The 14,061-nt window shown below is 61.7% G+C and carries 12 protein-coding genes and 1 pseudogene; 9 read left to right on the top strand and 4 right to left on the bottom strand.

Annotated elements, in window-relative coordinates; genetic code table 11:
• Positions 1 to 55: 55 nt before the first annotated feature.
• From BM438_RS31955 to BM438_RS31935, 5 genes are all read left to right on the top strand, one after another.
• Complete coding sequence (locus tag BM438_RS31955; protein ID WP_093643202.1) at positions 56 to 961, top strand: LysR family transcriptional regulator; 906 nt, start codon at positions 56 to 58, stop codon at positions 959 to 961.
• Between the two features lie 123 nt (positions 962 to 1,084).
• Positions 1,085 to 1,963, top strand: coding sequence for an alpha/beta fold hydrolase (locus tag BM438_RS31950; protein WP_093643199.1), 879 nt, complete (start codon positions 1,085 to 1,087; stop codon positions 1,961 to 1,963).
• Between the two features lie 17 nt (positions 1,964 to 1,980).
• Positions 1,981 to 3,399, top strand: a complete 1,419-nt coding sequence (gene leuC / locus BM438_RS31945; RefSeq protein WP_093643196.1) for a 3-isopropylmalate dehydratase large subunit — start codon at positions 1,981 to 1,983, stop codon at positions 3,397 to 3,399.
• Positions 3,393 to 4,010, top strand: a complete 618-nt coding sequence (leuD, locus tag BM438_RS31940; protein ID WP_093643193.1) for a 3-isopropylmalate dehydratase small subunit — start codon at positions 3,393 to 3,395, stop codon at positions 4,008 to 4,010. Before leuC ends, leuD begins: the two co-directional genes overlap by 7 nt.
• Before the next feature lie 102 nt (positions 4,011 to 4,112).
• On the top strand, positions 4,113 to 5,456 hold the full coding sequence (locus tag BM438_RS31935; protein ID WP_093643190.1) for a dicarboxylate/amino acid:cation symporter: 1,344 nt from the start codon (positions 4,113 to 4,115) through the stop codon (positions 5,454 to 5,456).
• 50 nt (positions 5,457 to 5,506) lie between these two features.
• On the opposite strand, the pseudogene BM438_RS46875 reads toward BM438_RS31935, so the two are convergent.
• Positions 5,507 to 5,698: pseudogene (locus BM438_RS46875) on the bottom strand (LuxR C-terminal-related transcriptional regulator); the annotation flags it as partial.
• Here BM438_RS46875 and BM438_RS31925 point away from each other — a divergent pair.
• On the top strand, positions 5,649 to 6,029 hold the full coding sequence (locus BM438_RS31925; protein ID WP_093643187.1) for a DUF5594 family protein: 381 nt from the start codon (positions 5,649 to 5,651) through the stop codon (positions 6,027 to 6,029). The pseudogene BM438_RS46875 and the gene BM438_RS31925 sit on opposite strands and share 50 nt — an antisense overlap.
• Here the strand turns inward: BM438_RS31925 and BM438_RS31920 are convergent, their stop codons facing one another.
• The 3 genes from BM438_RS31920 to BM438_RS31910 all read right to left on the bottom strand — a co-directional run bounded on the left by BM438_RS31920 (position 6,030) and on the right by BM438_RS31910 (position 11,113).
• Entirely contained in the window at positions 6,030 to 7,613 is a 1,584-nt protein-coding gene (locus BM438_RS31920) for a methyl-accepting chemotaxis protein (protein ID WP_093643184.1), read from the bottom strand.
• Positions 7,614 to 7,634: 21 nt separating this feature from the next.
• Entirely contained in the window at positions 7,635 to 9,434 is a 1,800-nt protein-coding gene (locus tag BM438_RS31915; RefSeq protein ID WP_093643181.1) for a methyl-accepting chemotaxis protein, read from the bottom strand.
• A gap of 287 nt (positions 9,435 to 9,721) precedes the next feature.
• Positions 9,722 to 11,113: an aminotransferase-like domain-containing protein gene (locus tag BM438_RS31910; protein ID WP_093643179.1), complete on the bottom strand. Its 1,392-nt coding sequence runs from the start codon at positions 11,111 to 11,113 to the stop codon at positions 9,722 to 9,724.
• A 348-nt stretch (positions 11,114 to 11,461) separates the two neighbouring features.
• Here BM438_RS31910 and BM438_RS31905 point away from each other — a divergent pair, with 348 nt between their 5' ends.
• Genes BM438_RS31905 through BM438_RS31895 form a run of 3 tightly spaced genes read left to right on the top strand, consistent with a single transcriptional unit; the run spans position 11,462 to position 14,061 of the window.
• Positions 11,462 to 11,944 carry an MSMEG_0572/Sll0783 family nitrogen starvation response protein gene (locus tag BM438_RS31905; RefSeq protein WP_054040483.1) on the top strand — a complete coding sequence of 161 codons (483 nt, stop codon included), beginning with the start codon at positions 11,462 to 11,464 and terminating at the stop codon, positions 11,942 to 11,944.
• A gap of 19 nt (positions 11,945 to 11,963) precedes the next feature.
• Positions 11,964 to 12,998, top strand: a complete 1,035-nt coding sequence (locus BM438_RS31900; RefSeq protein WP_093643176.1) for a Nit6803 family nitrilase — start codon at positions 11,964 to 11,966, stop codon at positions 12,996 to 12,998.
• Positions 12,991 to 14,061 carry an MSMEG_0568 family radical SAM protein gene (locus BM438_RS31895; protein ID WP_093643173.1) on the top strand — a complete coding sequence of 357 codons (1,071 nt, stop codon included), beginning with the start codon at positions 12,991 to 12,993 and terminating at the stop codon, positions 14,059 to 14,061. Before BM438_RS31900 ends, BM438_RS31895 begins: the two co-directional genes overlap by 8 nt.

Here is a 14,061-nt window from a genome sequence, read left to right as displayed (position 1 = left end):
CGTTTTGACTACTACTCCGCCTCATAAAACCGAGAAGCAGTAAGCTCGTTTCTTCATGAATGATGCCGTCGACATAAGATTCCTGCTCAGCATTCGCGAAGCTGGCAGCCTTGCGGGCGCAGCTCGCAAGTTGGGCGTCACGCCGTCGGCGGTCACGAAGAGATTGCAGCAGATCGAGACGAAGCTTGACGTCCATTTGCTGGACCGCTCGACGAGACAATTGCGCTTCACGGAAGAGGGCGAACTGCTCTGTTCCAAAGGCGCAGAGCTTCTTCGTGACTTTGATTCGTTGCTCGCAGAGTTGGGTAGACGAAGAGGGCAATTGGTCGGTGGCTTGAAAGTCAACGCGCCACTTGGTTTCGGGCGTCGATACGTCGCCCGCATCGCATCTGCGTTCAAGGACGCTCACCCGGATGTGGACGTCTCCTTGACATTGTCCGACCGCCCGCTCATTGAAGAATACGACCGCTATGACATCGTCGTTCATATCGGCGAGTTGGGCCCTTCGAACCTTGTCAGGTACGTGATTGCGCCGAACGCTCGCTACGTCTGCGCGTCCCCCGCTTTTCTGAAAAGATACGGTTCCCCCGTCAACCCCGAAGACCTCGCGAACGTTCCCTGCATCGCCCTTCGTCAAAACAACGAGGACGTGACGTTGTGGCATTTTTCGAAGGGGCGTACTTCACGGGGCGTTCGTGTTTCCTCTGGCCTGAGTTCGAACGACGGCGATGTGATTCACCAGTGGGCTCGCGAAGGGCGAGGGGTGATGCTTCGGTCGGAATGGGACGTAGCGGAGGAATTACAAAATGGCTCGCTGATCCGGCTGCTGCCAGGCTGGAAGTTACCGGATGCTGACGTCATCGCGCTTGTTCACCAAAGGACGGGCATGCCGGCACGAATCAAGACCTTTCTGCAACATCTGCAACGGGAGTTTCGTCCACGGCCGCCCTGGCGACCCTGACTCCGCGTCGCAAGGCGAAAACCGCCCGTCGATTCGTTCCTGAAAGTTAATTTCGGATTGCCTCACTGGAAACCCCGTCGCTGCAGGCTTCAACTAGACTGCTTTCAGATACGGGAGGCAACGATGTTTACAGGTTTCACCGACGCGTCGATCCACGTCGACGGCACCCAGATCCACGCAATCCGCGGCGGCAACGGCCCGGCCTTACTGCTGCTGCACGGCCATCCGCAGACCCACGCGATCTGGCATAAGGTTGCGCCCACGCTGGCCCAACACTTCACGGTCATTGCCGCGGACCTGCGCGGCTACGGCGACAGCGGCAAACCGCAAGGCGAGCCCGACCATAGCAACTATTCGAAACGCCGCATGGCCGCAGATCAGGTGTCGTTGATGCGCGCCCATGGCTTCACACAATTTGCCGTGGTCGGTCACGACCGGGGTGGACGCATTGCTGCGCGCATGGCGCTCGATCATCCGCAAGCCGTGACGAAGCTGGTCACGCTGGACGTCGCACCGACACTCGCGATGTATGAGCAAACGTCGTTCGCGTTTGCGCGCGCTTACTGGCACTGGTTTTTTCTCGTGCGTCCCGCGCCGTTTCCCGAAACGCTGATTCGCGCCGATCCCGATCTCTATCTGAAGCAGACCATAGGTGCACGCAGCGCCGGGCTGACGCCGTTCACCGATGCCGCCTACGCCGAGTATTTGCGCTGTCTGTCGGACCCAGCCGCCGCGCACGGCATCTGTGAAGATTACCGCGCGAGCATCACGATCGACCTCGATCACGACCGTGCGTCGCTCGCGGAAGGACAGAAGATCGAGTGCGATTTTCTGGCTTTGTGGGGCGCGCAGGGCGTCATCGAGCAATGTTTCGAGCCGCTTGCCGAATGGCGTCAGTGGTCGGCGCACGTGAGCGGCGAGGCCTTGCCGTGCGGCCACTACATTCCCGAGGAAGCGCCCGAGTTGTTGCTCGAACGCGTCCTGCCGTTCTTGCAGTCCTAGTCGCTGGTCGACCCATCATGTCAAAACGAACCCTTTACCAGAAGCTCGTCGATTCGCACGTCGTCACGCGTATCGATGTGCAAAACTTGCTGCTGTATGTCGATCTGCATCTGATGAACGAATACACTAGCCCGCAGGCGTTCAGCGCGCTCGCTGCGAAAGTGCGGCCCGTGCGTCGTCCGCGGCAGCAGTTGGCGGTGGTCAGCCACATCATTCCCACGCATGCGGAATCGCCGCGCGTGATTCGCGATGCCGCTTCGCTGTTGCAGGCGAACAACCTCGCACGCAACTGCGATCAGGCCGGTATCGAACTGCATGCGGCGAACGATCCCCTGCAAGGCATCGAACATATCGTCGCGCCAGAACGCGGTTTGATTCGCCCAGGCATGGTCGTGCTATGCGGCGATAGTCACACGACTACGTACGGCGCGCTCGGCGCGTTGGGCTTCGGCATCGGCACCTCGGAGGTCGAGCACGTGCTTGCCACGCAAACGCTGGTCTATCGCGTTGCGCAAACCATGCGTATCACGATCGACGGGACGTTGCCTTACGGCACGTCGTCGAAGGATGTGATTTTGTGGATCATCAGCCGCATTGGCGCACAGGGTGCGCGCGGTTACGCGGTGGAGTTCGCAGGGTCTACGACCGCCTCGCTGTCTGCGGAAGCGCGCATGACCTTATGCAACATGACTGTCGAAGCCGGCGCGCGAGCGGCGTTGATCGCACCCGATGCGACCACGTTCGACTATGTCCGCGCGCACGCAACATCACTGGACGATGCCCAGTGGGCTGCTGCCATGAACGACTGGCGCGAACTGAAATCGGATGTCGGCGCGAGTTTCGATACGGAACACCATTTCGACGCACACGATATCGCGCCGTTCGTCACGTGGGGCACGAGCCCCGATCAGGCGATTGCGGTCGATCAGCGCATTCCCAGTGCGGCCGCGCAAAAGACGCCTGAGGCCGCTGCCGCACTGCGGCGCGCGCTCGACTATATCGGGCTCGATTCAGACCAACCGATTGCAGGCACGCCGATCGATCGCGTGTTCATCGGTTCGTGCACCAATGGACGTATCGAAGATCTGCGCGTGGTCGCTGCGATTGTGCGAGGGCGCCACGTCGCGCAAGGGGTGCGCGCGATGGTCGTACCGGGCTCGGGCAGCGTGCGCCGCCAGGCCGAAGCCGAGGGCATAGCGACCCTGCTGCGCGATGCCGGCTTCGAATGGCGAGAGCCGGGCTGTTCGATGTGTCTCGCGATGAACGACGATTTTCTCGCGGTAGGCGAACGCTGCGCATCCACGACCAACCGCAACTTCGAAGGACGTCAGGGACGCGGCGGCCGCACCCATCTGATGAGTCCCGCGATGGCCGCAGCCGCCGCGCTAACCGGGCGCATCACCGACGTCCGCACCCTGGAGACGCAATCATGCTAACGAGACTCACCGAAATCGACGGGAATGCCACGCCATTGCCGATCGAAAACCTCGACACCGATCAGATCATGCCGAAGCAGTTTCTTCGCATCATTGACAAGGCCGGGTTGAGGGAGGGCTTGCTGTATGACCTGCGTTTCGACGCAGCAGGCGAGCCGCGCCCGGATTGCGTGTTGAATCAGACGGCGTATCGCGGCGCACGCATCCTGATCGGCGGCTCGAATTTCGGCTGCGGCTCGAGTCGTGAGCATGCTGTGTGGGGGCTTCAGCAATTCGGTTTCGAAGCCGTGATCGCGCCGAGTTTCGCGGAGATCTTCTATTCGAACGCGATGAATAACCGCTTGTTGCTGGTGCAACTGGATCGCGAAGCAGTCGATGTTCTAATGCAGGACGCAGTGACACATCCGGCTGCACGAATGCATATCGACATCGAGCAGCAAACGGTGACGGCCGCCAGTGGCCGCGTGTTCACGTTCCCGCTCGGCGCGCGTCACAAACAGATGGTGATTGAAGGCATGGACATCATCGATCTCACGCTCGCTTCACTCCCCGCTATTGAAGCGTTCGAGCGGATCCATTTCAAACGGCATCCTTGGGCCGCCGTGCTGTAAATCCCCTGGCGGCCCTTGCGCCGCCATTCAACCGAAACGCGTGTGACCGATTCCCCGGCAGAAGGGAAGGGACGCGCTTTGCCTTTAAAAAACGGAGGAGACATGAAGCGCAAACCGCTTTATAAGGTGCTGTACGTGCAGGTGATCGTTGCGATCGTTATCGGTGTGATCGTCGGCCACTTCTTGCCGGCGAATGCGGTGGCGATGAAACCGCTCGGCGACGCCTTCATCAAACTCGTGCGCATGATCATCAGCCCGGTGATCTTCTGCACGGTCGTGACCGGCATCGCCAGCATGCACGACATGCGCAAGGTCGGCCGCGTGGGTGGCAAAGCGCTGCTGTATTTCGAAGTGGTGTCGACACTCGCGCTCGCCATCGGTTTGCTGGCCGCGCACGTTTTGAAACCCGGTGTGGGCTTTAACGTCGATCCCGCTACCCTCGATGCGGGCGCGATATCCAGTTACGCCGCACAAGCCGCGCACGGCGAAGGGCTCGCGGGTTTCTTCATGCATATCATTCCGGAGACATTCGTCGGCGCGTTCACCCAGGGCGATATTCTGCCGGTGCTGCTGATCGCCATGTTGTTCGGCACCGCGCTCGCGGTGACGGGCGAACCCGCGAAACCCGTCATCGGTTTGATCGAACTGCTGTCGAAAACTTTCTTCCGTATTGTGCGCATGATTACGAGCCTCGCACCAATCGGCGCGTTCGGCGCCATCGCGTTCACGATCGGCAAATATGGCATCGTCTCCTTGCTGCCGATGATGAAACTGATCGGCACGTTCTATCTGACCGCATTCCTGTTCGTCTCGTGCGGGCTCGGCCTGATTGCGCGGGCATGCGGTTTCAGCTTGTGGCGCTTCGTCGTGTACATCAAGGACGAACTGCTGATCGTGCTCGGCACGTCGACATCGGAAGCAGCGTTGCCGCAGTTGATGGAGAAGCTCGAACGGCTCGGGTGCTCGCGCGGGATTGTCGGGCTGGTTGTGCCGACGGGTTACTCGTTCAATCTCGACGGCACCAATATCTACATGACGCTCGCGGTGCTTTTTCTCGCCCAGGCCACCAATACCCATTTGACGATTGCCCAGGAGATCACGTTGCTGGCGGTGACGATGCTGACCTCGAAGGGTTCAACCGGCGTGACAGGGGCAGGCTTTATCACGTTGGCGGCGAGTCTTTCGGTCGTGCCGACCGTGCCGGTGACGGCGATGGTGCTGATTCTCGGCATCGACCGTTTCATGTCTGAGTGCCGTGCGCTGACCAATACGATGGGTAACGGTGTGGCGTCGATCGTGATTGCGGCGTGGGAGAAGGAGCTGGATCGCGACAAGCTGAAGGCGGCGTTGGCGAGACCGGTTGTCACATCCGGCACGGTTGCCGCGGAGGAGGGCGAGGCTGTGGTGGGTCGCTTGCCCGAACGTGAAACGCAGCGCCCGATCTGATTACGCTGCGTGGTCGCCTCATGCCCATGCACCAGCGACAACAACCCGCGGCGCGAATTCACGCCAAGCTTCGCGAATGCGCGCTTGGCGTAAGTTTCAACGGTCGATTCTTTGACACCCATCGCCTCGGCGAGGGCGGCCGTCTCACATGCTACGATGCTCCGTTCATCGCACAGAACATCGGAGACATAGATGCGTCCAGAGAGTGCAACCCGTTTCGACGAACAATTCGCCCCCCGCATAGCCGAAGCAATCGCCGCCTGTTTCGCGACAACCGTGCACACGGAGGTCCTCCCCTACGGCGGCCACGGCCACCCCACCCGAGTGCGAATCCACGCAACCCCGATCGAAGACCTCCGCCACTACGCACACCCGTTGAACCTATACCTAACCTGGGACAGCGACGAAATAGAACGCCTGATGGGCCCAGAAGGCCCATCCCGCTTCGCCGGCTACCTGGCCGCGTTACCCCGCAAGCTCGAAGCCTGGCGCCACGTCCGCGAACTGGACTTCATCTCGCACACCCAGGCCGAGCCGACGGTCTTACTCGGCGGCCTCGACTTTGAGTCTTGATTAAGAAGCTACAGCACCAATCCGAAAGAAACTCACACTTTGCACCAACCCTGAAGCCTTACTCTGCACCGCATCGGCCGCCGCAGCCGCCTGCTCCACCAAAGCCGCATTACTCTGCGTCACCTGATCCATCTGCGTGACCGCATCGTTCACTTCCGCAATACCTGCAGCCTGATCGACGCTGGCCGTCGCGATCGCCTCAACGATACGCGTCACGCTGCCCGCGCTTTGCACCACGCCGTCCATCGTATTGCTTGCGTGATTGATCAACTGCGTACCGGCGTCGATCGTGGCCACCGACTCACGAATCAACGCCTTGATCTCACGCGCGGCATCGGCCGAGCGTTGAGCGAGACTGCGCACTTCACTCGCGACCACCGCGAAACCGCGTCCCTGCGTGCCGGCCCGCGCCGCTTCAACCGCTGCGTTAAGCGCCAGAATATTGGTCTGCGCAGCGATCGCTTCAACCACCGCGATGATATCGACGATGCGCTTGGATGCCGCATCGATCTGGCCCATGGTGCGCACGGCATCGGTCATCACCACACCGCCGTCGCGTGCCGCTTGCGCTGCGGTTTGAGCGAGCGTGGTGGCCTCGCGTGCGTTGCTGGCGTTGCGCTGAACCGAGTCGGTGAAATGCTGCATCGACGCGGCGGTTTCCTCGAGCGAGGCGGCCTGCTGCTCCGTGCGCGCCGACAGATCGAGGTTACCCGCGGCGATCTCCCGCGTCGCCGAGGAAATCGTGTGTGCGCCTTCACGAATCTCGCTGACGATGTGCCGCAGGCGTTGATTCATTTCGGTGAGCGCGACTAGCAGCTGACCGGTTTCGTCTCGACTCACCACGGCGACATCGGCACGCAGATCGCCTGCCGCAACCGCCTGCGCGACGCCTACCGCTTGCCTGACCGGCACCGTGATGCTACGGCTCAGGAACCAGACCGCGAAGGTGCCCACGCCGAGCGAGCAGATCACGACCGACAACAGCAGCACGCAGGCGAGCGTGTACGCATGTTCCGCGGCATCGCCCGTGCGCACGCTGGAGTCTTGCGCCTGCTGCATCACCAGGGCGACGATGTCGTCGATAGCGGCGGTCGGCGCGCGGTCGATGCCTTTGACCAGTCCGTCGACGATGTGCGCCGTATTCGGATCGGCCGCATCGTAGTGTTTGAGCGCGTCGAGGTAACTGTCCTGCAACGAGGCGTGCGTGGCGAGCGCCTTGTCAACGCCGTCGACGTTGGCGCCCAATGCACTCAGTTGATCCTTCAGACGCAACAGCGCGGCGTGCGTCGTGCCGCTTTCCTTGCTGAAGGCGTCACGGTACTTGGCGAACGCAGCCGGATCCGCGCCGCGCAGCAACAGGTCTTTCCATTCCTGCACCTGTTTCTTGAATTCGACCTGTGCGACGCGCGCTGTGTCGGCGGCTTGCGCGTATTGACTGAGCGTTTGCGCGGACTGGATTTGCAGAGCATGCGTATTCGACAGCGCGTGCCATCCTTCCAGGCCCACCACTATGGTCGCGGCGAGCAGCACCGCGCCGAGCAGCGCCAACTTGACGGCGATCTTCAGATTTCTATAGAACGTCACTGCGATTTCCTTTGGTGGATCTTAGTCCAGCTTGAATTGCGTCACGGCACCGGCAAGACTCACGGCCTGGCTTTGCAAGGCGGCAGCGGCCGCTGTGGATTCCTCCACCAGCGCGGCGTTCTGCTGAACCATTTCATCGAGTTGGCTGACTGCGCGGTTTACTTCCTGAATGCCGCGCGTTTGCTCGTTGGCCGCCTGGGTGATTTCGGAAATGATGGTGGTCACGTTGGCGACGTTGCTGACGATCTCTGTCATCGTCTCGCCGGCCTGGCGCACCTGGCCCGACCCGGAGGTCACGCTCGCCACGGTTGCTTCGATCAGCCCCTTGATCTCCTTCGCGGCCTGCGCACTGCGTTGCGCGAGGCTGCGCACTTCGCCGGCGACCACCGCGAAACCGCGGCCCTGTTCGCCGGCGCGTGCGGCCTCCACCGCTGCGTTCAACGCGAGAATGTTGGTCTGGAATGCGATGCCGTCGATTACGCCGATGATGTCCGAGATCTTCACGGACGCATGTTCGATCTCGCCCATCGTCGTAATCACTTCGGAGATCACTACGCCGCCGCGCGAGGCGACCTGCGACGCGGACACGGCCGTATCGTCGGCCTGCTTCGCGGCGCTCGCCGATTGCGTAACCGTCGAGGTGATTTCTTCCATCGACGCCGCCGTCTGTTGCAGGCTGGCTGCCGCTGATTCGGTGCGGCCCGACAGATCGACGTTGCCGGCGGCGATTTCATTGGCGGCCACGCGCACCGATTCGCTGGCATCGCGAATCTGGCGCATCACGTGGCTGAGTTTGTCGATGAAGGTGTTGAACGAGCGCGCGATCTGCGCGACTTCGTCGTTGCCGACCGCTGGCAGACGTTGTGTCAGATCGCCTTCGCCCGAGCCGATCGCGTCCATCGCATCGCGTACTTTCGACAGGCGCTGGAACGATACAGCGGTGACCGCGGCCACGATGGCGGCGGCGATCGCGGCGATCACGATCAAGGCAATCACCGAAGCAGTCAACAGCGATCGCATGCCCGCCGTCGCTTCCGATTTGTCGAGTGCGACGACCGCGTACCAGTCGGTGCCGGGAATGGCCTCGGCGCGCAGCAGCTTCGTGCTGCCGTTCACTTCGACTTCGACAGGGTGCTCGGCGCTGAAAAGCGCAGTCACCTTGTCGCTGGTCAGTGCGGGGGCGAGGTCCGATACCGGCTTCAAGGTCAGCTTGGCATCCGGATGCGCGACGATATGGCCGCTCGCGTCGATCAACATGCCGAAGCTCGCGGGCGTCGGATGAATTGCCTTGACGTTGGCAATCACGCTGTCCATCGCGACGTCGCCGGACACCACGCCTTTCACCACGCCGTCGCGCACTACGGGCGCGGCGAATGCGACCACCAGCTTGCCCGTGCCCACGTCCACATAGGGCGGCGTTACTACCGGCTTGCCCGCTGCGGCGGCCTGCTTGTACCAGGGACGGCCGGTCGGATCGTAGTCGGGCGGAATGCCGGTCGGGTCCGAAAACTTCGCGGTCTTGTCCGCGTAGCCGACATACACGTTGGTGAACTTGCCGGCTGCGGCGATCTGCTTCAACGCGGCGGATGGATCGGGTTGCAGCACTGCGTCCTGCAGCGAGTTGATCATCTGACTATTGGAGGCGATCCAATCTTCGATACCGTCTGCATGACCGCTTTCGACGGCGTTCAAACTGCTTTCGATCGCATCGGCGTTGTACGAGTTGGCGACGACATAGTTGAGAACCGCGTTAGCAGCGAGCGCGACCACAACGATGGCGACGCACAGGGCGACGATGCGCGCGCGAATGGAGGAGAACATGTTGGGAGTCTTTCGGAGTAAGCAGTGAACCGTAGTCGGTGAGGCGGGGGCCTCATACGCGGTATACGGCGCCGGCAGTGGGGACTTGAGCAGGTAATGCTTTCAGTTTCTGACGGCGGCCGGCAACGCCGCTCGTGGCGGCGCGGCGCGATGCTACACACTTTTTCGCGCGCTGCGGGGTTTTCAATGGATGCCGAAACAGCGCCCTGGCAGTGAGTTGCAGGGTGCTGTATTCGTATGACGATAACGCCGGAGATGACGCTATATACCGATGCGCACAGATGGTTTCACATCACCGGAGAATGCAGATGATGCGGATGATCGAGTGTCTCACCTACGATGCGCAGTGCCTCTTCGCATTCGTCGCGCGTCTTTGAACCACCGAGGCACACACGCATTGCGTTCGGCGGATTGCCGTCGGTGGAAAACGCCGCTCCTGCAACGGCAGCGATGCCCTGGTTGCGCAGTTGCAATGCGAGTTCGGATGCACTCCAGCCGCTTTCGGCCGGCACCGGCAACCACAAATGAAAGCCATCCGCGTGCGCTTCGTAAGGCCACGCTTCGAGCATGCGCGATGCAATCGCCTGGCGTGCGCGCGATTCATTGCGGATCGCGTTGAGCATATCGAGCGCGGTGCCGTCGACGATCCATTGTGTTGCGAGCGTGACGGTGAACGGACTCGCCATCACCGTTGTTGCGCGCAACGCGCCGGCGAGGCGCTGCGTTTGCCTGGCAGTCGGCGCGTGCAAATGCGCCACTCGCAGACCGGCGCCGAGACTCTTCGATAAACCCGTTACGTAGTAGGTCAGTTCGGGAGCGAAGCTCGCGAGCGCATCGGGCGCACTTTGCGGCAGCATCGCATACGCATCGTCTTCGATGATCGGAACGCTGTAGCGCAACGCGACATCGGCGAGCGCCTCGCGCCGTTTGTGCGTGAGCGTCAACGTGCTTGGATTCTGCAGCGTCGGATTGCAATAGAACGCGCTCGGTTTGTCGGTCTTGCAGAGCGCTTCGAAGGCGTGCGCGAGCGGACCTTCGTCGTCGCGCGGCAGGGCCTGCAGACGCACACCGAGTTGCGCGGCAATGGCCTTGATGCCGGGGTAAGCCAGCGTGTCGAGACAGATCGTGCCGCCGGGCCGCGCCAACTGCGAGACGAGCGCGACCAGCGCGCTATGAATGCCGGGGCACACCAGCACGTTCTGCGCGTCGCAATGCGGCACGCGACGCTTCAGCCATTCGGCGCCCGCGTCCTTGTCGGCAGCCGAGCCGCCGAAGTCCTGATAGCGCAGCAACTGATACGGATCGCTGCCGCTCATCAGGCGCGCTGCCGAATCGCGCAAACGGGCCGCGAAATCGGGCGGCTCGGGTGGCGTATTCATCGACATCTCGATGCTGCTGCCGCCGGCGAGCGGCAAGGTGGCGGTTCGACCACGCACGAAGGTGCCGCTGCCCGCGCGCGAGTCGAGCAGACCGCGCTTGCGCGCTTCCGCATATGCGCGCGCCACCGTCGTGTAGTTCAGCGCGAGTTCCTCGGCCAGATCACGCAGCCCCGGCAAGCGGTCGCGTGGACGCAGGCGGCCGGTGGCCAGATCTTCTTCGATCAGATCGGGAATCGCGAGGTAGGCCGGCTTGCGGGTGTCGGCGAGGCGTTTGATCCAGTGATGTGTCGGGCTGCTCATTTGTAGCCTTCGGCTGGGGGGTGGAGATCATTGATCGCATCCGGATGCGATCAATGATCGGATTGATCGTCTGTGGTGAATGAGTGCACCACGCTGACTCGTCCCGGCAGGCAAATCGCACTTGGCTGGTGCGATATCGCGGGGTCGAGGGCTCCTGCCCGCGACGTCCCGGCTATATGCAAGCTTCACGCCTAAAAATTTTTCGAGTCGCATGTCGAATCGAGGCGGAATTGATTGCTGATTGATCGCATTGGCATGACCGATCAATGGCACGGCCGTTGCATTGAGAGAAGCGCGCACGGATTGAGCGCGCCATCTTTTACTTAGCAACCCTGATCGGAGAGTGTCATGCCAGCCGTCAATAAACCGCTGCATCAGAAAGGCGATTACCTTGTCGACTACGAAGAGAAAGTCTTCGAAGACGTGAAGGCCGAACCAGGCGAGAAGGCACTCGTCACGTTTCATACGGTCGCGTTCGAGGGGTCGATCGGTTTCGTCAATCTGTTGCAAGCCACGCGCTTGCAACGCAAAGGCTTCGAGACGTCGGTGCTGCTTTACGGGCCGGGTGTCACGCTCGGTCTGCAACGCGGCTTTCCAACGCTCGGCGACGAAGCGTTCCCCGGCCACCTTAACTTCAACAAGCAACTGATGAAGTTCATGGAAGAGGGCGGCAAGGTGTACGCCTGCCGCTTCGCACTGCAAGCCTTGTACGGGCACGGCGAAGCTTCGTTGATCGAAGGTATCCGCCCGATCAGTCCGCTCGACGTGCTCGATATCCAGCTGCTTCATCGCAAGGACAACGCGCTGATCATCCACACGTGGACGGTTTGACGAGAGGCGGGTGATCACTATGTCCGACAAACGCATCGTGCGTGCCGCCGCGGTCCAGATTGCACCGGACTTCGAGCGCAGCGGCGGCACCCTCGAGAAGGTATGCGAGGCCATCGAGAAAGCGGCGCGCGAAGGCGTGCAACTGATCGTATTCCCCGAAACCTTCGTGCCGTACTACCCGTACTTTTCATTCGTGCGCCCACCGGTTGCTTCCGGCGCCGATCACATGAAGCTCTACGAGGAAGCTGTGATCGTGCCGGGCCCGGTGACGCAAGTGGTGGCCGAGCAGGCGCGTTTGCATCGGATGGTGGTGGTGCTTGGCGTCAATGAGCGCGATCACGGCAGTCTCTACAACACGCAGTTGATCTTCGACGTGGACGGCCAACTGCTGCTCAAGCGTCGCAAGATCACGCCCACGTTTCATGAACGGATGATCTGGGGGCAGGGCGATGCGGCCGGCCTGAAGGTCGCGCAAACGGCGGTGGCGCGTGTCGGCGCGCTCGCGTGCTGGGAGCATTACAACCCGCTCGCGCGCTATGCGTTGATGACGCAGCACGAGGAGATTCATTGCAGCCAGTTTCCCGGCTCACTGGTGGGACCGATCTTCGCCGATCAGATCGAAGTGACGATCCGGCATCACGCACTGGAGTCGGGCTGTTTCGTGGTCAATGCAACGGGCTGGCTGAGCGAAGTGCAGATTGCCTCGGTCACACCCGATACGAATTTGCAGAAGGCGCTGCGTGGCGGCTGCAACACCGCGATCGTGTCGCCGGAAGGACAGCATCTGGCGCAGCCGCTTCGTGAAGGCGAAGGCATGGTGATCGCCGATCTCGACATGGCCTTGATCACCAAGCGCAAACGCATGATGGATTCGGTCGGCCACTACGCGCGGCCGGAATTGCTGAGTCTTGCGATCAACCGGCGGCCGGCGGAAACCGTCGCGCCGATGCCGGCCTGGTCCAGTGCTTCGAGCACGGGTTTCAATTCAAACGAGGGATGGCGCGATGAGCTCCAGCGAGACACTGTCGGCAGCGAGCCGGCAATTGATGACTGAATTGCAGTCGGCTGGTTTGCGGCTCGTGTCTCCGGATGCGGGCGCGGCGAGCCGGCGCGGCGGCGCAGGACCATCGGACCACAAGGCTGTGACGGTGGACGGCGTGACGATCATGGTGCCGGTGCATACGAGCACCGCCTGGCACTCGCCGTTCGTCGCACAGACGCCGGACGCAAACGGCTCGAGCGCCTTGCTGCGCGGCACGATCCCGATTGCCAATATCAGCTTTCCTAAAGCCCCGCGCTTTTACGGCATGCAGACGCTCGACGGCGTGCCTTACTCGCACATTGCCGCACTGCATAGTGCGGACGTGTTGGCCACGACGGTGCTGCAGACCTGCATTCGCTATGAGAGCCGCCGCAAGAGCTGCAAGTTCTGCGCGATTGGACAATCGCTCGCAGCAGGCCGCACGATTGCGCGCAAGACGCCGGAGCAATTGGCTGAAGTGGCGCGCGCGGCCGTATTGCTCGACGGCGTCAAGCATATGGTGCTGACCACCGGCACGCCGCCCACGTCCGATCGCGGCGCGCAGATTCTGTGCGAAAGCGCCTTCGCTATCAAAGCGGCGGTCGATCTGCCGATCCAGGCGCAATGCGAACCACCCGACGACGACCGCTGGTTCGCGCGCATGAAAGCGAGCGGCATCGATACGCTCGGCATGCATCTCGAAGTGGTGACGCCCGCGTTGCGCGAACGCATCATGCCGGGCAAGGCGAGCGTGCCGCCGGCGCGCTACATGGAAGCGTTCAAGGCGGCAGTTGCTGTGTTCGGACGCGGTCAGGTGAGTACGTACATACTCGCCGGTCTTGGTGATAGCGCGGAGGCCATTCTGTCCATGTCGCGCGAGTTGATCGAGCTCGGTGTCTATCCGTTCGTTGTGCCCTTCGTGCCGATCAGTGGGACGCCGCTCGAAGATCATCCCGCACCCACGCCTGAATTCATGAAGTCCGTTCTGCAACCGCTCGGCGCAATGCTGAACGTGGCCGCGATGCGCTCAAGCGATATCAAAGCCGGCTGCGGAAAATGCGGCGCGTGTTCGTCGTTGTCGTCGTACGAGGAGTGA

The sequence above is a fragment of the Paraburkholderia aspalathi genome (assembly GCF_900116445.1).
Taxonomy (GTDB): Bacteria; Pseudomonadota; Gammaproteobacteria; order Burkholderiales; family Burkholderiaceae; genus Paraburkholderia; species Paraburkholderia aspalathi.
Note: the sequence above shows the minus strand (reverse complement) of the source record. Positions and strands in the feature narration are given on the sequence as shown.

What these genes read in the sequence shown, in the direction of transcription:
- BM438_RS31955 (WP_093643202.1), top strand. Translation starts at nt 56, where the DNA reads ATGAATGATGCCGTCGACATAAGATTCCTGCTCAGCATTCGCGAAGCT.
- BM438_RS31950 (WP_093643199.1), top strand. Translation starts at nt 1,085, where the DNA reads ATGTTTACAGGTTTCACCGACGCGTCGATCCACGTCGACGGCACCCAG.
- leuC (WP_093643196.1), top strand. Translation starts at nt 1,981, where the DNA reads ATGTCAAAACGAACCCTTTACCAGAAGCTCGTCGATTCGCACGTCGTC.
- leuD (WP_093643193.1), top strand. Translation starts at nt 3,393, where the DNA reads ATGCTAACGAGACTCACCGAAATCGACGGGAATGCCACGCCATTGCCG.
- BM438_RS31935 (WP_093643190.1), top strand. Translation starts at nt 4,113, where the DNA reads ATGAAGCGCAAACCGCTTTATAAGGTGCTGTACGTGCAGGTGATCGTT.
- BM438_RS31925 (WP_093643187.1), top strand. Translation starts at nt 5,649, where the DNA reads ATGCGTCCAGAGAGTGCAACCCGTTTCGACGAACAATTCGCCCCCCGC.
- BM438_RS31915 (WP_093643181.1), bottom strand. Translation starts at nt 9,434, where the DNA reads ATGTTCTCCTCCATTCGCGCGCGCATCGTCGCCCTGTGCGTCGCCATC.
- BM438_RS31910 (WP_093643179.1), bottom strand. Translation starts at nt 11,113, where the DNA reads ATGAGCAGCCCGACACATCACTGGATCAAACGCCTCGCCGACACCCGC.
- BM438_RS31905 (WP_054040483.1), top strand. Translation starts at nt 11,462, where the DNA reads ATGCCAGCCGTCAATAAACCGCTGCATCAGAAAGGCGATTACCTTGTC.
- BM438_RS31900 (WP_093643176.1), top strand. Translation starts at nt 11,964, where the DNA reads ATGTCCGACAAACGCATCGTGCGTGCCGCCGCGGTCCAGATTGCACCG.
- BM438_RS31895 (WP_093643173.1), top strand. Translation starts at nt 12,991, where the DNA reads ATGACTGAATTGCAGTCGGCTGGTTTGCGGCTCGTGTCTCCGGATGCG.